We start from the raw sequence: 20,765 nt of genomic DNA on the forward strand, positions 1-20,765 counted from the left end.
TATGAGTCTTACCAGCACGCCGGGAGCAAACAGGCTCCACATTGCCCTGTTTGGAAGAAGAAACAGCGGTAAATCTTCATTAATAAATGCAATAACCGGACAGGATATTGCTTTGGTATCAGAAATAGCCGGAACCACTACCGATCCGGTTTACAAGGCTATGGAGCTGCACCCCGTCGGTCCGGTCATGTTTATTGATACGGCCGGATTTGACGACGAGGGAACTCTGGGAGAAATGCGGATCGGGAAAACAAGGAAAGCAGTTGATAAGACCGATGTTGCAATAGTATTTTTCTGCGGCACCGAATTTTCCTATGAAAAAGAATGGGTTGCCGAGTTAAGGAAAAGAAAGATTCCCATAATACCGGTTATCAACAAAGCCGATGTCATTGTCAACTCAGCCGGAATTGCCGATGCCGCCAGAGAAGCTCTCGGACTTTCCCCGATAATTATAAGCGCAAAGGAAAAGACAGGTCTGGACAGAGTGAGAGAAGAGCTGGTAAGGGCAGTGCCTGAAGATTTTGAGGCCAAGAGCATTACAGCACACCTTGTCAAGGAAGGAGACCTGGTGCTGCTGGTCATGCCCCAGGATATCCAGGCCCCGAAAGGTAGGCTCATTTTGCCCCAGGTTCAGACCATCCGTGACCTGTTGGATATAAAATGTCTTGTGATGAGTGTAACTACCGACAAACTGGAGCAGGCACTGAAAACTCTGGCTCAGCCTCCAAAGCTGATAATAACCGATTCGCAGGTGTTCGGAAAAGTGTACCCTCTTAAGCCTGCCGAGAGTTTGCTCACTTCCTTCTCGGTACTCTTTGCGGAGTATAAGGGAGATGTTTCGAGCTATGTTGAAGGAGCAAAGGCCATAGATGGGCTCACAGAAGCTTCAGCGGTTCTGATTGCCGAAGCCTGTACCCATGCGCCGTTAAGTGAGGATATAGGACGTATCCAGCTGCCCAGGCTGCTGAGGAAAAAAGCCGGAGAGGGACTTACTGTGGATATTGTCAGCGGCACCGATTTCCCCAGGGACCTGTCAAAGTATTCCCTTGTCATACAGTGCGGCTGCTGCATGTTCAACAGAAAATACGTCCTGACGCGCATAGCAATGGCGCAGGAGCAAAATGTGCCGATATGCAATTACGGCATTGCAATAGCAAAGATAAATGACATACTGGATAAGATTGCGCTGTAAGTTGAGTGTATAGTGGTCAGTGATGTATTTATAAGAGAATTTGGTTTAGAAAAATAAAGACAGATGTAATACATGAATTAATATTGAATAACAGTGCGAGAGTACAACTTCAATAAATGGGAAGCTCCATTAAAAGTACACGCTTGAAATTGTAGGTGAAACACAAGTGTTTTAGGTGGCAAATCGGCAGGAAGCCGATTTGAGCAGCACCCCGAAACAGGATGTTGAGTGTTCTGCGACAGCGAAAACACTTGTGATGAGCCCTACAAATTTCAGGCCTGTACTTTGTGAGCAATCCATTTATTGAAGTTGGTACGGAAGCACTGTTACAATATTTTTCACATGTATTTCAAATGTCTTTATTTTTTCTACCATTCAGAGCTAAAATTTTAAGTAACTGATTAAAATATTAAAATTTTTAAATATGAATTGCGTGATAACATATAAGTGTGGAAAAGAAGCTAATAAATCTCTACACTTTCTATTTGATCAAATAGATTTTGGTTGGACGTATCAGGTGGGAAGACGTTCCGCTCCTGGAAAATCAAAAAGATAATATAGGAGGAAATCAAATTATGTCAAAGAAATTCAGGTTTGCAGCTTTGGCTTTAAGCTTGGCATTAACAGCATCCGTATTTGCCGGATGCGGCAATTCATCCTCTTCCGGCAGTTCATCCCCGGCAAGCGGGTCAGCCGGTGCAGAATCCTCTGCAGCAGAGACCTCAAAAGCTCCCGCAGAAAAAGTGGAAGTAACCTATATGGCCTGGTACAACAATGAAACCGAACCGGCTGAAACTCAGAAAGTAATAGACAAGTTCAATGCGGAAAACAAGGACAATATAACCGCAAAGCTGATATCTGTCGCCTATAATGATTACATTACCAAGTTAAATACAATGGCATCTTCCAATACCCTTCCCGATTCGGCAATGATGTCCGAGTCACAGTGTATAAAATGGGCTGTTAACGGAAAACTGGCAGACGTGAGTGATATGTATGGCACAGACGAAAAGCCATTGGATTCACTTGCATTTACATATAAAGGAAAGCCGGTTGCATACAGCTGTGCAAATGAAGTTTTGCTTCTGTACTACAACAAGGATCTCCTGGACAAGGCCGGCATACCTTATCCGCCGGCATCAGCCGACAAGGCCTGGACCTGGGACGAATTTGTCTCGGCCGCCAAAAAGCTGACGAAGGACAAGAATGGCAAAGGTCCCGGCGATGCGGGCTTTGATCCTAAAAACATAACTACATACGGTGCGCAGGTCAACACTCTGGCCTGGATGTGGCCGGTATTTGCAATCTCAAATGGCGGAGGTGTGTGCACCGAAGACGGCAGTGAGCTGCTGCTGGGGAAACCTGAGACAATAGAAGCTGCTCAGAAAATTGCCGATTTGAGCCTGAAGGAGTTTGTCGCACCTACACCGACCACATCGGCAACCTTCCCGACCCTTGACGTCACCCTGCTTTCAGGCAAGGTTGCAATGGCAACAGGCGGACAATGGGAAATTGGCGTATCCTTAAAGAATTCTCTTAAAGACGGTTTGAAATACGGAGTAGGCGTCCTGCCCAAATTCAAGACACCTGTTACCCTTAATACGGGGGGACCTAATGTAATATTCAATACCGGAAAGAACATAGATAACGCGAAGAAATTCTTAAAATGGTATACCCAGGAAGATAACAATATCTCCCTGATCCAGAGCGGTGTCTGGATGCCGGTATCACAGAAGTGGTACAAGGATGAGACCCTTATGAAGAAGTGGGCCGATAACGAAGTCCATCCTCCGTTTGACCAGTACAAAACAGCAGTTATCGACTATGCAATGAACAATGCAAAGCAGGTCCCCTGGTACTATCTCCCTGGTTATTCGGAAATAGAAGAAGTCCTGACTCCCGGTATGGACCCTGTTTGGGCAGGTACCAAGACAGCGGAGGATGCCATCAAAAATGACATTATGCCAAAGGTTGAGAAAATATTCAGTGCAAACAAATAGCAGGGGCATATCGCAAAACTGACACAATTTAAATACATGTGAAACTTTTAATATACATGACCATATTGGGCTAATGCCCTTCGTTTAGGAAACCCGGGGCATTAGCCTGAATTGGTCAGGGAACTCATAATTTCAGGAAGGATTGTGAAAAGCTTATGCGGATAACAAAATCACATAAAGACAATATTGTAGCATATTTGTGTCTTTCGCCGGCAATACTCGGACTTCTGTTTTTAACAATCATACCGATAATAGGTGTTATAGGGATAAGCTTTACTAATTGGAGCGGGCTCGCAGAACCGACTTTTGTCCGTTTTGATAATTATGTAAATATATTTACCGAAGATTTCTTCTTTTATAAATCGGCACTGGTCACAGTTTACTTTGCTTTTGGTGCTGTAATAACAAGTATAATATATGCTTTTTTTATATCCATAATGTTGAATCAGAGAATTCCGGCCAGAGGAATTATACGTTCCATCTACTTCATACCCTATATAATTCCCGTAGTTGCTACAAATGTAGTCTGGTCATGGCTCTACGACTGTAATTTCGGGGCCTTTAACTTTGTTATAAACTCATTGGGCTTTGATAAGTCTTTATTTTTACAGGGTGAAAAAACAGTGGTTCCATCCCTTATTCTCATAGCTGTCTGGTCAACGGGAAATCTCATTGTCATATTCCTTGCCGGAATACAAAACGTACCCAGGGCGTACCTTGAGGCGGTTGAGATTGACGGAGGCAACACCTGGCATAAATTCAGGCACGTAACGGTTCCCATGATGACGCCCATTATATTTTTTAATTTCCTTATGAGCATGATAAATAATCTTCAGGTATTTGTACCTGCCCAGGCACTGACAAAAGGAGGGCCCAACGATTCCTCCCTCTTCCTGGTCTATCTTATATACCGTGAAGGTTTTATGAAGAATAATTTTGGTTATGCCTGTGCCATTTCTTTGGTATTCTTTGTGTTCATTGCGGCACTTACCGGCTTTATATTCAAAACCTCGGATAAATGGCTATTTTATGAAGGGAAGTGATGAAAAGTGGCTAATATGGAACTAAAAAACGAAGCAGCTGCAAATGCAAATGGGATCAAATACAAAAAAAACAAGGAAGACAGGATTAATATTTTTATAACCGTTCTGGTTATATTGGGGGCCATGCTGGTGCTCTTCCCCATTTTCTGGATGATAAGGACTTCTTTCATGACAAATCTGGAGATAAACACATATCCGCCTGCGCTGTTCCCTAAAAAATGGCTGTTTTCAAATTATCCCGAGGCCATGAAAACCTTTAAGTTTTTACTTTATCTGAAAAATACGCTGTCCATTGTAATACCCGCCATAGCGGGGGTAATAGTCACTTCATGCTTTGCGGCCTATGCTTTTGCACGGCTGGATTTCAAATTCAAAAGTTTCTGGTTTTCACTTGTAATAGGCAGTATGCTCATGCCGGGAGCCATAACCATTATTCCCATATTTATAATGTGGAGCAAGCTGGGTTTTACCAACTCCTATGTGCCGCTGATCGTACCCGCCTTTCTGGGCGGAGGCGCCTTCAACATATTTTTGATAAGGCAGTTTATGATGACCATACCAAAGGAGCTTGATGAGGCGGCAACCATAGATGGAGCCGGGCATCTTCAGATAATATTCGGGATATTGCTGCCGCTGCTGAAGCCGGTGCTCATATCGGTGGGATTGTTTACCTTTATACTCTACTGGAATGATTTGCTGGGTCCTGTCATATACGTGAACGACCAGGATAAGCAAACCATTTCACAGGGACTGGCAACCTTTAAAGGCGGCTTCGGAACCAATTGGAAATCGCTTATGGCGGCTTCCTGCCTGGCCTCGGTTCCGGCGGTAATTTTATATCTGTTCGGCCAGAAGTATTTTATTGAAGGAATAGTACTTACAGGATTAAAGTCTTGACAGCAAAATATTTCACCTCCCCGCGGGTCAGAAAAGATGGTTTGGGGAGGTGATTTGGTGTTTTCGGACAATGTTTGATTTTACAGTAATTAATATTATAAAATAGGTATGTATAATAAAACCAAATTTACTTTTTGGCGGAGACGTGATTTATGCTGAAATTTTTGCGAGGAGCAGTAGCTGTTGCAGATAAAACAATAATCAAGGCAACTAGAGCACTGAGCTTAAAATTAAGGTTGATCCTTCTGGTATTTATAATGTCCATAGCTCCAATCGGCCTGATAGGCGTTACCGCATATAAAAAGGCTGATGCGGATATTGTGAACAAGACAAGCCTGTCCTCTCTGCAGATAGTCAGGCAGATGAGTCTGACCATAAATGCCAAGCTCTCCAGCTGGAAACAGTACGGGGATATTATAGCAGTATCGGAAGATGCTCAGAGCATACTGAAAAATTATGATGGGATGGATGATGCCAATAAGTATTTATCCAGCAAAAAGCTGGTCAGGATTATGAAGGAAGCTCTGAAGGTAACGCTTGATATTCAGGAACCAGTGCTCATGTCAAATGGCGGAGGCGTAATATCCATGTCGGATTCCAGCTCCTTTATCAATAATATCGCCGGTGCCGATGAAATCAAGAAGAATACAAAAGACGCCGACGGAAGGTACGTCTGGTTTACAGATGACGTGGCCAAAAAGGAGTACAAGGGTCTTATAGTACTTTCAAGGGGAATAAAGGATCTGGGTACATTTAACGATACCATCGGCTCTCTGTTTCTCCGGGTTGACAGCAATTATTTATACAGCCTTTACAACAATGCAAATCTGGGAACGGGAAGCAAGGTATATTTGCTGGATTCCAAATATATGGTCGTATTGAGCGGAGATAAAAATGAAGTTGGAAGCCGGTTTACAGATTCCACCAGCAGGAGTATCGATAAAATATATGGGACCGGGTCCACATCGGGAACTATCAAGAATGTGGAGGGCGGATATCTGGCCGCATTTTCTGTAGTACCCGAATCAGGCTGGACCGTGGTTGCACTGATTCCAAATGAATATATGAACAGCCTGTCAAATGATATAAAACATATAGTTATTCAGGTGGTATTAATATGTATTCTCATATCGATACTCATATTCATGGTTGTATACCGGAGCATAACCTTTCCCCTGTGGGAACTTATCAGATCCATGAGAGATTTGAAAAAGGGCAGCCTCAAGTCGGGGAAGCTCCTGGACGATTCCAGGGATGAGGTGGCCGAGGTCACAGCCAGCTATAATCTCATGATTGATGAGCTTAACCAGCAGATTGAAAACATAAAGGCAAAGGAGCAGCAGAGAACACTTGCAGAATTCAAGGCTCTCCAGGCTCAAATCAACCCCCACTTCATTGCAAATACACTTAACAATGTGGCCTGGATGGCAAAAATGCAAAAGGCGGATAATATAGAATCGGTGGTCACATCAATGATAAAGCTGCTGAATTCCAGTATGGGAAGAGGCCCTGATATTATAACCATTGAAGAGGAAATAGAAAACATTAAAAGCTATATTAACATCCAGGAATACAAGTATATTAAAAAAATCGGTGTCGATATCGACTTCGATGCCGAAATATTAAAATATAAAATTCTTAAGTTCATTCTCCAGCCCATAGTGGAAAATTCCATGATCCATGGACTCGGTCCCAAACAGGGACAGGGCTTTATAACAATAAAGGGCTATGCCGACGACGGTGATATTTCCATCATAGTTGAGGACAACGGTGTAGGGATGACACAGAACGAGATGGACTTGCTGCTTAAAGGGGAGGAGAACGGTTCCAGGGAAAGGTTCAGCAGTATAGGCCTGAGAAACGTAAATGAAAGGATCAGGCTTGCATATGGTGAAAAATATGGCTTGCATATAAAGAGCCAAAAGGATGTTTTTACTTCTGTGGAAATCAGAATTCCTATTATAATTTAATTTCTTTAAAGAGGTCAATATGATTAAAGTATTTATTCTTGATGATGAGACAATAGCACGTATAAATCTGAGGCATTTGATCAATTGGGAAAAGGAAGGCTATGTAATCTGCGGAGAGGCCGATAACGGTGCAGATGCGCTTAAAAAAGCCGAGGAACTGCAGCCGGATATTATTTTTACCGATATGAATATGGCCGGTATGAACGGTGTTGAATTTATCAATCAGGTAAAAAGAATAGTGCCGTCAGCAAAAATCATCGCCTTCAGTGCTTTTGACGATTTTGAATTTGTCCGTCAAAGTCTTAAAGAGGGAGCTGTGGATTATCTGATAAAATACAGGATGGATGCCGGATCCCTGCTTTCAATGCTGGAGTCCATAAAGAACAGCATCAGGACTGAAAGTATTGAGAGACAGAAGAATGACAGGATCAGGGAAATGGCCACCTCGGGAAAGGCTCTGGTTCAAAAGAATGTTATAATGAACTCCTTAAACGGGTATCTGAAGGATAATTTTGCAGCCATAATCAAGGAATATGAAATAGATCTGGACGATAAAAATCTTATTATTGCCGCATCCCGTATTGATGATTTTTACAGTATAAAAGAAAAATTCAACACCCAGGAGAGAGCTGTTTTCATACAGACGGTGGATAATATTCTGACCGGCATCTGCGAAGATATCGGCAAAACCGTATATGTGGGCATGGATGAGGGAAAGTATATTTTTCTTATGTCCTTCGGAGATATCTTAAGTGAGGCGGCAATCTATTCCAGAGCTATTACCAATATCGGCACAATAGAAGGAACTGTGAAAAGGTTCCTCAATGTTACACTGAGCTTTGGACTCAGCGGAATATGTCCTGTGGCTGCAAAAATTGACGAATATTACAGGGAAGCCAGAAAAGTACTGGATGACGGGTATTTTAAAGGAAGTAATTATATTGTACAGAAAAGGGAACTGGCATGCAATGAAACTCCCAGGAGGAATACCGGACTGTCGGCAGCCGAGGAAAAAAATCTGCTGGGTGGCATAAGGAACTCCAAAAAAGACGGAGTAATAAAAACTCTTGTGGATATTTTCAGAAGCATGAAGGAGAACAAATGCCCGTTTGATACTGTTAAAATGACCTGCATAGATCTTATAAACCTGCTCAGCCGTGTAATAAAAGAGTTTAACATATCCTCCGGCAAAGTTTTCACCAGTACAAGCAGTCCGTATGACGACTTTAAAAAATTTGAAAATCTGGAAGAGCTCCTGAATTATTTTAAATTTCTCTATACGGCACTTTTGGATGTCCTGGAACAGAATAAATTAAACAGCGGATATTCCCCGATAATAAAGAAATCCATTGATTATATAATAAATAACTATCACAGCGATATTTCACTTTCCAGTGTGGCTGAAAAGGTGAATGTAACGCCCCAATACCTGAGCAAGCTCTTCAAGGAGGAATGTAATGAGGGGTTTACCTACTATCTGAACAGCATAAGGATAGAACAGGCAAAACAAATGCTGGCTGAGGGGATAAATTTCAAGGATCTTGCTCCAAAGGCAGGTTTCAATAATTATACATATTTTTTTACAGTATTCAAGGAGTTTACAGGTATGACACCCCATCAATATGAGAAAACAATTCTCAAGGGAAAAATATGACAGAATTTTAAATAAATTATCAATACTTATCAAAAGCTTACAAAAATATTGCATAATTAAATTAATATGATAATATAAATAATAGATAATTTTAACTTCAATATTTGTAATATTTTATGCAGAATATAATATCTATATAGTTAATGTATATTTTGTTAGATTATCAAATTGTTTCAAGGGAGTTGTTATATTTGGGTTTTGGACAGGACATAGGAATTGATTTGGGAACTGCTTCAGTACTGGTTTATATTAAGGGGAAGGGGATTGTATTAAGAGAGCCTTCCGTTGTTGCCATAGATAAAAATACCAATAAATTATTAGCGGTGGGGGAAGAAGCCAGAAGGATGCTGGGAAGGACGCCGGGCAATATAGTTGCCATCAGACCGTTGAGAGAAGGCGTTATTTCAGATTATGACATTACCGAGCGTATGCTCAAATATTTTATAAACAAGGTAACGGGCGGCAGAAAGTTTTTTAAGCCGAGAATTATGGTTTGTGTACCCAGCGGTGTTACTGAAGTGGAAAAGCGTGCGGTTATAGATGCTTCAATGCAGGCCGGCGCCAGAAAGACATATTTGATTGAAGAGCCTATTGCAGCTGCCATAGGTGCGGGGATAGACATAGCCAAGGCTTGCGGAAGCATGGTTGTAGACATGGGCGGAGGTACCACCGACATAGCAGTCATATCGCTGGGAGGTACTGTTGTCAGCACATCCATAAAGGTTGCAGGCGACAAATTTGACGAGGCAATTATCAGGTATATGCGGAAAAAGCATAACATCATGATTGGAGAAAGAACTTCGGAAGAATTGAAAATTAATATTGGTACGGTTTTCCCGAGAGTTCAGGAAGTTACCATGGATATAAGAGGAAGGAATCTTATTTCGGGACTTCCAAAAACTATAACCATATCTTCCACTGAAATGATGGAAGCTCTTGAGGAGCCCATCTCAAGCATTATAGAGGCCGTTCATTCAGTATTGGAGCGCACACCGCCCGAATTGGCCGCCGATATAAGTGACAGGGGAATAGTAATGACCGGCGGTGGAAGTCTCATATACGGACTGGATAAACTGCTTCAGGAAAAGACCGGAATTAATGTCATCATTGCGGATGATTCCATATCCTGCGTAGCATTGGGTACAGGCAAGGCCCTGGATAATATTGAAGCAATTGAGGCAACAGCGCAGTCCGAGAGCAGGGGAAACTACAGAAGGTATTGATATTAAGAGTTGGCTTTGATAAATAAAAGCTGACTCTTTTTAGTTAATTTTGTATTAAGTAAACTAAAAATAATACCGATATACAATTGATGACTTTTAAACGAGGAGAATTCTCATGATTAGAGGGTTATATACTTCAGCCTGGAGCATGCTTGCAAATGACAGAAAAATGGACGTTATCACCAACAACCTGGCAAATGTCAATACTGCAGGTTATAAAAAGGATACGGTGGTATTTGAAAGTTTTCCCGATCTGTTGACCAAGAGGATAAATGATACAAAGAACTCATCCAATATAGGTTCAATGGAGTTAAGCAGTGATGTAGGCGAAATATTTACATATTTTACTCAAGGCCAGTTAAATCAAACAAATAACATGCTGGATCTGGCAATAGATGACAACGGCGGAGCCAATACGTCAAGCCCCGCGTTTTTCACTGTCGGGGTTGTAGATCCTTCCGACAACAGCAACTTAAAAGAGTATTATACAAAAGATGGTTCTTTTGTATTAAATTCAGATAATCAACTTGTGACTAAAGACGGAAACTATGTTCTGGGACAAAGTGGTCCTATAACCCTGGAGCCAGGTCAATTCTCCATTGACGACATGGGAAATATCGTTCAGGACGGCACGGTAGTGGACACCCTCAGGATAACCCAGTTCAGTGATCCCGCCATGCTCCGGAAATTCGGTGACAATATGCTGGAAAACACCGGAAGCGAAACCTCTGATTTCACCGGCAGCGTTTTGCAGGGCTTCAGCGAAGGCTCAAATGTAAATGTCATAAGTGAAATGGTTGACATGATTACTGTAATGAGAGCATATGAAGCCAATCAGAAAGTACTTCAGTCCCATGATTCCCTGCTTGAAAAAGCAGTTAATGAAGTTGGAGTAGTCAGATAAAAAATTCAACAATATCATATATATTTTTTAAAAGTTTTACACTTACATTCCTTTAGGAGGATTAAAACTATGATGAGAGCTTTATGGACGGCAGGTTCCGGAATGAAGGCCCAGCAGTTCAATGTGGATGTTATTTCAAATAATCTGGCAAATGTCAATACAACCGGTTACAAAAAAGAAAGAGCCGAATTTAAGGATCTTTTATATGAAACAATGAACAGGGCCTATGTACTTGAAGACAGCGGAAAGCCCGTCAATCTGCAGGTGGGGCATGGTACGGCGGTAAGTTCAACTGTCCGCAGCTTTGAGTCCGGCAATGTCGACAAAACCGATTCTTCATTGGATTTTGCAATTGAGGGTGAAGGCTTCTTTACAATTCTTTGTCCTGATGAGGAAGTAAGATATACCAGGGACGGCTCTTTTAAAATCAGTGTTACAGAGGATGGCATGAGAAAGCTGACAACCTCGGACGGTTATTCGGTTCTGGATGATGCCGAGCAGGAAATAGTCTTTGACACCGATGTGGACATATCAACTCTGACCGTCACTCCGCAGGGGGCAATAAGCTATAAAAACGCCGACGGCGAAACTGTTGCACTGGATCAGACTCTGGGGGTTGTTCATTTCCCTAATAAATATGCCCTGGAGGCAGTGGGCAAAAACCTGTTTGAAAGAAACTCGGCAACCGGCGAACCGGTACAGGCAATTGAAGATACCTCGGGTAAGAGCACTATCTCTCAATTCTATCTTGAATCTTCAAATGTTTCCATAGTTGACGAGATGGTAAAGCTCATTGTCGCACAGAGAGCTTATGAAATTAATTCCAAAGCTATACAGCAGTCTGATGACATGCTTCAGATAGCAAATAACCTGAAGAGATAATTTACAAAAGTAGAAGCTATTTGACATACACTATGTTATAATGGTAATTGACTCGTGGAGGTTAACTTATGGGCATTGACAGTATCAATTCCAATACCAAAAGTTCTGTTGAAAGTGCTCAAACCTACAGAGCGGCATCCAATGACGGTGACTTTGAGAAAAGATTGAAAGCCGCAGCCGAAAAAGGCGATGATGCACAGCTTAAACAGGTTTGCAAGGAATTTGAAGGTATCTTTCTTAATATGATGTACAAGCAGATGAAAGCTACAGTACCGAAATCAGGCTATCTGGAGAGTGATTATGGTACTGAAATGTATAATTCCATGATGGATGAGGCCCTGGTTGAAACAATGTCCCAGAAGGGAATCGGCCTGGGGGATTACATGTACAGGCAGTTATCAAAACAGTATTTGAAGACTGGCAGTTCTGAAACAGCTGCCGGAGGAGTTATAGATGATAAAAAATAATCTGAAAATGATTATATTTACAATAACCTTGTTAACATTGTCCTGCATTATCTTTTATGTAGGGCATTTTTTATTTTTTAAAAAAGATATGCCGGAGGCAGCGGCAAATACAGGCTCACAGGAAGCTTCACAGACAGGAAAAGTCCCTGCCGCCGCCGGACCCTTACCCATAGAGTACAAACACATATCCGCTGAAATAAACGGCTATAAGCAGGAAATATTCACCCTGGAATTTGACCCCATGGATGAGCGTGTGGAATTCAAACCGGTTTTATCCTTCGATAATGTATTCGGCTTTGAAAAGCTTTCAGAAATAGCGGCAAGGACAGGTGCGTATGCGGCCGTAAACGGGGGTTTTTTCTATGAATACGGCGATCCCGTGGGAATGGCTGCCATAGACGGAAAGCTTTATATGGCTGCCACCGGTTACGACCCTGTCTTTATAATGGATGAAAAGGGTCCCCGCTTTGAAAAAATCATATCTGAGATATATTTTACATATAAAGATAAAAGAATAGATATAAACAGTCTCAACCGTACCGGAAAAACCGGAAACATTATACTGTACACCAATGAATACGGCTCCTCCAACAGGTCCGAAGCCAAGAATACATCAATCAGGATAGAAAACAATATTGTAACGGCAGTGTATAAAAATGTCACTCAGGTACCAATTAAAAAAGACAGCCGGCTAATCAGCTTTTACGGGAAAAAAGCTTCTCTCCCGGATGAATTGGGAATAAAGGAGGGGGATACCGTAAATATTGAAGTCAGGCCGCAATTCGGTGACTCATATCAGGCTTACAGCTGCGGCAGCATGCTGGTCAGCGGCGGGAAAGCTGTTGCTCCCGACCGGGACAGGTGGGTTGGTACGCTGCTGAACCGTGATCCCAGAACCGCAATAGGGATAAAGGCCGACGGGAAAATGGTACTTATTGTAGTTGACGGACGGCAGACAGGGTACAGTACGGGCATGACGGGAAAAGAGCTTGCGGAATATCTCATACAGCTGGGTGTAGAGGAAGCTGCCATGCTGGACGGAGGGGCAACCTCGCAGATGCTTGTCGAGGGCAGTCTGAAAAACAGACCCTCCGACAGGGGACTGGAGCGTCCGGTTGCCGGCGCATTCATAGTAAAGCTCAAAGATACATAAAATATTTACGGCAAAAAAGGAATTCCCTTTAGTGCTGTAGAATATATTACCTGGTCATAATTAACTGGTAGTGCTAATCAGTTAATCAATTGGACAGAGGTTACAGGTAGTTTGAATAAATTTTTTAAGAGGTGTTGAAATGCTTACTATCAAAGAAATAAAAGAAATTCTTCCGCACAGATATCCATTTTTGCTGGTAGATAAAATCATTGAACTGGAACCCGGAAAAAAAGCAGTAGGAATAAAAAATGTGACGGTTAACGAACCTTTTTTCCAGGGACACTTTCCGGAGTACCCCATAATGCCGGGAGTGCTTATCGTGGAGGCACTCGCACAGACAGCCGGGATAGCTGTTGCCGTACTGGAGGAAAACAAGGGCAAGCTTGGAGTATTTGCAAGCATAGAAGCCATGAAATTCAAGCATCAGGTGCAGCCGGGGGATGTGCTGAGACTGGAGACTGAAATACTGATGACAAAGCTGGGTGTGACAAAGGCAAAGGTAAAGGCAACAGTGGAGGGCAAGGTTGCTGCCGAGGGTGAGATCAAGCTTGCCATGACCAGGGCTTGAGTAAAATTTGATGTGAATTCTGAAAAATAAGAACAAACTTAAAGCAATAGTGTTCCCGGCCCGTATCCATCAATTGTTTGCCCCCGAAGTTCTTGCCTGAAATAGTATGGCTTACTTCAGACACCTCTTAGCCGTCGCAGCGACTCGACCATCCGGGTCTCGCGTGCCGCTCAAATTGACCTCCTGTCAATTTGCCGGCACGATGTATCTGAAGCAAGCCTACAAATTTCAAGCAAGCGCTTCTAACCGGGCTTCAAATTGATGGATACAGGCCTCGCACACTATTATTATTTTGTATTCGAATGCTTGAAAGCTATTATTTTTTATATTTATTTTTGAGCATTTCATAACAATTTTAAACTGCATCCTGTACCGAGTATTAAGACATGTAACATTAAACTTACTTATTGGCCCTGATGTTAAGGAACATTTCTCCGCACCTTACAATATCACCTGCGCCCATTGTCAGTATCAGATCGCCGGGCTGCGCATTTTTATCAAGATACTGTGCGATTTCCTGAAAATCGCACATATAGACTGCGTTGCCGCCCTGTTGGGAAATTTTTTCGGCCAGCATGCTGGCGTGGATGTCACCCGGGTCTTTTTCACGGGCGGCGTAAATATCGGTAACAATGATGTTGTCGGCGTTTGTAAAGGCCTGTGAAAATTGATCTATAAAGGCTTTTGTCCTTGTATAGGTGTGGGGCTGGAAAACACACCAGATTTTCTTGTGTACGGTATTGGCCGCAGCATTCAGAGTTGCCTTTACCTCCGAGGGGTGATGCGCATAGTCGTCGATAACCTTTATGCCGTCAACAAGACCCTTCAATTCAAATCTTTTATGGCTGCCGCCGAACCTCATCAGTCCGGTCACTATGCTTTCCATGCTGCAGCCACAGGTATAGCAGGCTGCAACGGCCGAAAGAGCGTTGCTGACATTATGGGGTCCGGGTACCGAGAGAGCGACCGAGCCCAGCTTCTCCCCATGCTTGTATACGTCGAACGAGGCACAGCCCAGATCATTATAGGATATATTTTTTGCGGTCCACACAGCTTCCGGATTTTTTAAGCCATAAGTTATTATGTTACAGTTTTTACCGTTGATTACAGAAAGAACATTTTCATCATCTGCACAGGCAATTATAAAACCGTCTGGCGGAACAAGGGAAATAAATTGCCGGAATGTATCCTTTATATGCTGCAGATCTCTGAAGTAATCCACATGGTCGACTTCAACGTTGAGGATGACAGCCATGAACGGGAAAAACTTAAGGAAGCTGCCGTAATATTCGCAGGCTTCTGTAATGAAATATTCGGAATTCCCGATTCTTGTATTGCCGCCAATTGAGTCCAGCTCCCCTCCGATATGTGCGGTAGGGTCGGTACCGGCCTCAAGCATAATGGTGGTGATCATTGAAGTTGTGGTGGTTTTACCATGGGTCCCCGAGACTGCTATGCCGAAGGAATATCTTTTCATAATCAGCCCAAGCAGTTCCGCCCTGTCAATAACCGGCACATTTAATTGCCTTGAACGGATCATTTCCGGATTATCTTCCTTTACGGCAACGGTGTAAACCACCAGATCGGGGTCTGTGACGTTCTCGGCGCTGTGTCCGATAGAAACTCCGGCACCCAGGTTTTCCAGCTTCTGCGTTGCTTTTGAGGATTTTATATCAGAGCCCGACACTTTGTAGCCCTGGCTTAAGAGTATTTCGGCCAGACCGCTCATGCTGGAGCCGCCAATGCCTATAAAATGAACATATTTGATTTTTTCAGAATCTAAAAGGTTTGAATTATTAATCAAAAGAAAACACTCCTCTGTGATAATACTATATATTATTAAACTCAATCCAAGAGAGTTCACCGCTTCAAAAAATTAGTACAGGTTGAATTTCCGAACATAAAAATAATACATTATTTTCACACAAATGTAAAAGGAATAAAAAAATACGATATAGGAAAAATATTTAAATACACTAATTATTATATGATACCTTTGGTACAATTATTTTTCATAATCCTTTACAATATTATTTTTCCGAATTATAATAGCAAATTGAGTTTTATTATTCAATTATTTATTGTATAATGATTATTAATGCAAACAATAATGTGGGGAGATAACATGGATAAAATCCAAAGAAATGAAAGACTTGCCGTAATTATTAAAACCTTGTGCGATCACCCGAATAAGGTTTTTACTCTGGGATTTTTTTCTGAAATGTTCGGTTCAGCTAAATCCACTATCAGTGAAGATCTTGACCTATTACAAAAAACATTCGAAAAAAATAATATGGGAAATATATGCACTATTCCAGGCGCTTCAGGTGGAGTAAAGTATGTGCCCTATATGAGTGAAGCCGAAATCCAGGTAACCCTTGAAGAGTTGTCAAAGGAGTTATCAAATCCTGAAAGAGTCCTGCCGGGCGGATACCTGTATATGCTGGATATCATATATAATCCGGAGTGGGTGAACAAGATTGCCATGATGTTTGCCGGCAAGTTTTCAAAACTGGAGCTGGATTGCGTTATAACTGTTGAAACCAAAGGTATTCCTCTGGCTTTTGCCACCGCGCAATATCTGGATGTTCCCCTGGTAATCGTTCGTCATTACAATGAAGCAACTGACGGGGCCTCAGTCAATATTAATTATGTTTCGGCTTCGGCAAAAAAAATCCAGACGATGGTTCTGCCGATGAAGTCATTAAAGAGAAACTCAAGACTCTTGTTTATCGATGACTTTATGAAGGGCGGAGGAACTTCAAAGGGTATAATCGAGATGGCCAATCAATTTGACAGCGAAGTGGTAGGCATCGGTGTTATGATTGAGACCAACCAGCCCAACAAGAAACTGGTGGAAAATTATTATTCATTGGTAACCTTAAACGCTGATCTGATAGAAAACACCATTATTGATATAAAGCCAAACATATAAAATTTAATTTTTCCGATTGAAAAACCTCATTATATGAATAATGGGGTTTTATTATTAACTTTTTTCATGCATTTTATGGGATATTTAGTGTAAAATAATTTCTTTATGACAAAAAGTCGAATACACTCGTAAAATAACCAAAAAAAATGTAAAAATATACGCGAAAAAGAAGGAATATTTACCATAATGGCGAATAGTTATAATAACTTAAATTAATTTCTTGGAGGGTTCGTCATTATGGAAATTACAGACATAAGGATCAGAAAGATTGATACTGAGGGAAAGATGAAGGCAGTGGTATCGGTTACCTTTGACAATGAGTTTGTGGTACACGATATCAAAATAATTGAAAGCCAGAATGGGCTGTTTATTGCAATGCCCAGCAGAAAAACACCGGATGGTGAATTCAGAGATATAGCTCATCCAATAAATGCGACAGCCAGAGAAAAACTCCAAACTGCAATCCTAGCCAGCTTTGAGAGTTCATTACAGGAATAATCCAAGAAGTAATAAAAGGATACTTTCAGGAGTATCTTTTTTTATTGTCCGGGAAAGCATAAATTTTATCTTAAAAGTTATAAAAATAATATACAAGATAAATAAATAATATGAGAGGTATTTTATTATTCTTAATGGTTGAAATTATTCATTAAAAATGAGAGAATATAACCTGTAAAATACAGTGGGGGCTTTGACAATGAAAAAAATTTTGGGATTAACTATTTCCGACAACAATAATAGTGCTTTTAAATCCAAAAGTCTGAAGGAAAGCCATAATGTATTGGGACGAAGTGTTCAGCAGTGGTCGGCCTCTGGCATGACCGAGATAACGGCGGACATACAATCCATTACATTTGAGGAACTGGAAAAATGCAGGCATCTGGTAAGCGACGCCGAATTGGTTATCATAAACTGGGCCGACCAGCCGCTGATAACGGCCGATACCTTCAGAGAACTCCTGAACAGGCATAAAGAGGAAGGCAGTAACGCCACAGCGGTTTTTACCGACAGCGGGTCGGATTCTTTAAGTGAAGCAGCCATTTACATCTTCAACGGAAAAGAATTATTCAATAAACTCAATGAACCGGGTGTTTCCAACCTTTCTAGGGAAGTATTAAAGCATAGCTTTCTATCTACAAAAAATACCAATGAAATTTTAACAGAAGACCATTACCAGTTTCTGGTTGTAACTGACCGGATAGCCCTTGCGGATGCCGCTTCGGAATTAAAAGCAAGGATTCTCACCGAAATAATGCTTTCGGGAGTTACCATTGTTGATCCGGCATCAACCCACATAGATGCGGACGTGTGCATCGGAGAGGATACAACAATCCTTCCCAATACCATACTTGAAGGTAATACCGCCATTGGAGAGGATTGTATAATCGGACCCAACTCAAGAATTTCAAACTGCAAAATTGGAAACAAGGTTGAAGTAGCCAATTCGGTTGCATTTGACAGTTCCATCGGCGATGATACCCATGTTGGGCCGTTTGCATACCTGAGACCCGGAAGTATGGTGGGCAGCAAGGTCAAAATTGGAGATTTCGTTGAAATCAAGAAGTCTGTAATCGGGGACAAAACTAAAATATCACACCTGACTTATGTAGGAGATGCAGAGGTAGGCTCAAATGTCAACATAGGCTGTGGTGTTGTGTTTGTCAATTATGACGGTAAAAACAAGAACAAAACCATAATAGGAGATAATTCCTTCATCGGATGCAATACAAATCTCGTATCACCAGTAGTTGTGCATAAAGATGCATATATAGCAGCAGGTTCTACTATTACTGAGGAAGTGCCTGAAAATTCCCTTGCAATCGCAAGAGAACGCCAGGTAATAAAGGAAGACTGGGTAATAAGGAAAGATATGAAGCGCAAATAAAAAAAATAAATATAAACAGAGTGATAAAAGGAGAGTTGAAATGAATTTGCATGGTAAGGACATAAAGATATTTACAGGTAGCTCCAACAGGCAGTTGGTAAACGAAATTGCCGAGAAAATAGGAATACCTGTAGGTGTTGCCAGTGTTGGATGTTTCAGTGATGGGGAAACGGCAGTAAACATCGGGGAGGTAGTAAGAGGTTCCGACGTATTTATTATTCAATCCACCTGCCAGCCTGTAAATGATAACCTGATGGAGCTTCTGGTAATGATTGATGCCGTGAAGAGGGCTTCGGCCGGAAGAATAACCGCCGTTATACCATATTTCGGTTATGCAAGGCAGGACAGAAAGTCCAGAGCAAGGGATCCAATATCGGCAAAGCTGGTTGCAAATCTTTTAACTATTGCGGGAGCCGACAGAATATTGACCATGGATTTACACGCTCCGCAGATTCAAGGATTTTTTGATATTCCGGTTGACCATTTACTTGGATTTCCCATATTGGCGGAATACTTCAAGGAGAAGTTTGCCGGGCAGGATGATGTGGTTGTGGTTTCCCCGGACGTGGGAAGCGTTACAAGGTCAAGAAAAATAGCGGAGAGACTTGACTGCCCGCTGGCCATTATCGACAAGCGCCGTCCCAAGGCCAATGTGTCCGAAGTAATGAACATAATCGGTGATATCAGAAACAAGAGATGTGTGCTGGTAGATGACCTCATTGATACCGGAGGAACCATAGTGAACGGTGCGAATGCATTGATGGATGCGGGCGCAAAGGAAGTATACGCCAGCTGTACACATGCGGTTTTGTCGGGTCCTGCCATACAGAAGATTCAAGATTCTGATATTAAGGAAATGGTTGTGCTCAATACAATTACCCTTAATGAGGAGAAGAAAATAGGCAAGATAACAGCCTTGTCGGTTGCAGGTGTATTTGCCGAAGCTATTGAGAGAATTTATGGGGACATATCCATAAGCACTCTTTTTACTCAAATATAATTTTTCAGTCATATTTATTTACCGTAATATTTTGACAGTGAATTTTAGAAGTTAAAATTAGAAGCTAAAAAAATATTTTACAAATTGAGTTTATACTACTAAAATAATTATTGATGGAATAATTTTTCAGGGCGGTTCGGTTTTTGGAACCGCCCTTTTAAACATGGATGCATGCCCTATATTAACAATGTACAATACGTTTTTGAGTGGTGAATTTGCCCTGCGGCTGCGTTGAAGCCGCTTGCAAGGCATAAAGCCTTTCGGCGTGTCTTTGCCTTGTCGCAAGCCAAGGACGACAACAGAGAAAAGTGACAAAATAGCCGGCGCGAGGCGTGTTGTATATTGTCAATAGAGGGTTAATAAATAAAAATAGGATGTGTGCTTGACGGCACGGCGCACTCGGACAGGAGGCAGCATTGGGAGAAATATTTTTAATCGCGGGTTTGGGAAATCCGGGATCAAAATACGATAATACAAGACATAATGTAGGTTTTGATACAATTGATTACCTTTCGGGTAAATTAAATATAAGATTATCAAAAATAGGTTTTAAGGGAGTTTACGGTGAGGGTGATGTTGACGGTGTCAGGGTCATTCTGCTCAAGCCCCAGACCTTTATGAATCTCAGCGGCGAAAGCATCCGGGACATTGCCGCCTGGTACAAGCTGCCCATGGAAAGATTGCTGGTGATTTATGACGATATCGACCTTGAACCCGGAAAAATCAGGGTAAGGCCCAAGGGCAGCTCGGGTACTCATAACGGAATGAAATCAATAATTTATCAGCTTCAGTCGGATGCTTTCCCGAGAATCCGCATTGGAATAGGCCGTGCACCCGAGAAGTGGGATCTTGCCGACTATGTTCTCAGCAAATTCTCAAAGGAAGACAGGGAAGTAATTAACGGAAGCATTGAGAAAGCGGCAGAAGCCGCATTAACCGTTGTGCGGACCGGTGTGGAAAAGGCAATGAACAGCTTTAACAAGTAATGGAGG

At 41.9% G+C, this 20,765-nt stretch carries 18 protein-coding genes; 17 read left to right on the forward strand and 1 reads right to left on the reverse strand.

Features of this window, described 5'->3' with window-relative positions:
- Nucleotide 1: 1 nt before the first annotated feature.
- From hydF to fabZ, 12 genes are all read left to right on the forward strand, one after another.
- Nucleotides 2-1,192: a [FeFe] hydrogenase H-cluster maturation GTPase HydF gene (gene hydF, locus T344_RS0115285; RefSeq protein ID WP_027629442.1), complete on the forward strand. Its 1,191-nt coding sequence runs from the start codon at nucleotides 2-4 to the stop codon at nucleotides 1,190-1,192.
- A 575-nt stretch (nucleotides 1,193-1,767) separates the two neighbouring features.
- Nucleotides 1,768-3,192, forward strand: coding sequence for an ABC transporter substrate-binding protein (locus tag T344_RS0115290; RefSeq protein WP_027629443.1), 1,425 nt, complete (start codon nucleotides 1,768-1,770; stop codon nucleotides 3,190-3,192).
- Between the two features lie 155 nt (nucleotides 3,193-3,347).
- Nucleotides 3,348-4,235 carry a carbohydrate ABC transporter permease gene (locus tag T344_RS0115295; RefSeq protein ID WP_004628907.1) on the forward strand — a complete coding sequence of 296 codons (888 nt, stop codon included), beginning with the start codon at nucleotides 3,348-3,350 and terminating at the stop codon, nucleotides 4,233-4,235.
- 15 nt (nucleotides 4,236-4,250) lie between these two features.
- Nucleotides 4,251-5,132 carry a carbohydrate ABC transporter permease gene (locus tag T344_RS0115300; RefSeq protein ID WP_051571927.1) on the forward strand — a complete coding sequence of 294 codons (882 nt, stop codon included), beginning with the start codon at nucleotides 4,251-4,253 and terminating at the stop codon, nucleotides 5,130-5,132.
- Nucleotides 5,133-5,284: 152 nt separating this feature from the next.
- Nucleotides 5,285-7,102, forward strand: a complete 1,818-nt coding sequence (locus tag T344_RS28410) for a sensor histidine kinase (RefSeq protein ID WP_027629445.1) — start codon at nucleotides 5,285-5,287, stop codon at nucleotides 7,100-7,102.
- Between the two features lie 19 nt (nucleotides 7,103-7,121).
- Nucleotides 7,122-8,756, forward strand: a complete 1,635-nt coding sequence (locus T344_RS0115310; RefSeq protein WP_027629446.1) for a response regulator — start codon at nucleotides 7,122-7,124, stop codon at nucleotides 8,754-8,756.
- 191 nt (nucleotides 8,757-8,947) lie between these two features.
- Nucleotides 8,948-9,979 carry a rod shape-determining protein gene (gene mreB / locus T344_RS0115315; protein WP_004628820.1) on the forward strand — a complete coding sequence of 344 codons (1,032 nt, stop codon included), beginning with the start codon at nucleotides 8,948-8,950 and terminating at the stop codon, nucleotides 9,977-9,979.
- A gap of 115 nt (nucleotides 9,980-10,094) precedes the next feature.
- Nucleotides 10,095-10,883, forward strand: coding sequence for a flagellar hook-basal body protein (locus T344_RS0115320; RefSeq protein ID WP_027629447.1), 789 nt, complete (start codon nucleotides 10,095-10,097; stop codon nucleotides 10,881-10,883).
- A gap of 69 nt (nucleotides 10,884-10,952) precedes the next feature.
- A complete protein-coding gene (flgG, locus tag T344_RS0115325) occupies nucleotides 10,953-11,765 on the forward strand; it encodes a flagellar basal-body rod protein FlgG (protein ID WP_004628830.1) in 813 nt (270 codons plus the stop codon).
- A 68-nt stretch (nucleotides 11,766-11,833) separates the two neighbouring features.
- Nucleotides 11,834-12,232, forward strand: a complete 399-nt coding sequence (locus T344_RS0115330) for a rod-binding protein (protein WP_027629448.1) — start codon at nucleotides 11,834-11,836, stop codon at nucleotides 12,230-12,232.
- Nucleotides 12,219-13,385, forward strand: a complete 1,167-nt coding sequence (locus T344_RS0115335) for a phosphodiester glycosidase family protein (RefSeq protein WP_027629449.1) — start codon at nucleotides 12,219-12,221, stop codon at nucleotides 13,383-13,385. The genes T344_RS0115330 and T344_RS0115335 overlap by 14 nt, the downstream gene beginning before the upstream one ends.
- A gap of 139 nt (nucleotides 13,386-13,524) precedes the next feature.
- Nucleotides 13,525-13,953 carry a 3-hydroxyacyl-ACP dehydratase FabZ gene (gene fabZ, locus T344_RS0115340; protein WP_004628768.1) on the forward strand — a complete coding sequence of 143 codons (429 nt, stop codon included), beginning with the start codon at nucleotides 13,525-13,527 and terminating at the stop codon, nucleotides 13,951-13,953.
- A gap of 400 nt (nucleotides 13,954-14,353) precedes the next feature.
- Here the strand turns inward: fabZ and murC are convergent, their stop codons facing one another.
- Nucleotides 14,354-15,757, reverse strand: a complete 1,404-nt coding sequence (gene murC / locus T344_RS0115345) for a UDP-N-acetylmuramate--L-alanine ligase (protein ID WP_027629450.1) — start codon at nucleotides 15,755-15,757, stop codon at nucleotides 14,354-14,356.
- Between the two features lie 321 nt (nucleotides 15,758-16,078).
- Here murC and purR point away from each other — a divergent pair, with 321 nt between their 5' ends.
- From purR to pth, 5 genes are all read left to right on the forward strand, one after another.
- The gene (gene purR, locus T344_RS0115350) at nucleotides 16,079-16,888 is read left to right on the forward strand and encodes a pur operon repressor (RefSeq protein WP_027629451.1); all 810 of its coding nucleotides are present in this window, start codon (nucleotides 16,079-16,081) and stop codon (nucleotides 16,886-16,888) included.
- Nucleotides 16,889-17,125: 237 nt separating this feature from the next.
- Nucleotides 17,126-17,386: a septation regulator SpoVG gene (spoVG, locus tag T344_RS0115355; RefSeq protein WP_004628899.1), complete on the forward strand. Its 261-nt coding sequence runs from the start codon at nucleotides 17,126-17,128 to the stop codon at nucleotides 17,384-17,386.
- A 199-nt stretch (nucleotides 17,387-17,585) separates the two neighbouring features.
- Nucleotides 17,586-18,773: a DapH/DapD/GlmU-related protein gene (locus T344_RS0115360; RefSeq protein ID WP_027629452.1), complete on the forward strand. Its 1,188-nt coding sequence runs from the start codon at nucleotides 17,586-17,588 to the stop codon at nucleotides 18,771-18,773.
- A 40-nt stretch (nucleotides 18,774-18,813) separates the two neighbouring features.
- Entirely contained in the window at nucleotides 18,814-19,773 is a 960-nt protein-coding gene (locus T344_RS0115365) for a ribose-phosphate diphosphokinase (RefSeq protein WP_004628821.1), read from the forward strand.
- A gap of 425 nt (nucleotides 19,774-20,198) precedes the next feature.
- On the forward strand, nucleotides 20,199-20,759 hold the full coding sequence (gene pth / locus T344_RS0115370) for an aminoacyl-tRNA hydrolase (RefSeq protein ID WP_207641845.1): 561 nt from the start codon (nucleotides 20,199-20,201) through the stop codon (nucleotides 20,757-20,759).
- Nucleotides 20,760-20,765: the final 6 nt, after the last annotated feature.

It is taken from the genome of Ruminiclostridium cellobioparum DSM 1351 = ATCC 15832 (genome assembly GCF_000621505.1).
Taxonomy (GTDB): domain Bacteria; phylum Bacillota; class Clostridia; order Acetivibrionales; family DSM-1351; genus Ruminiclostridium; species Ruminiclostridium cellobioparum.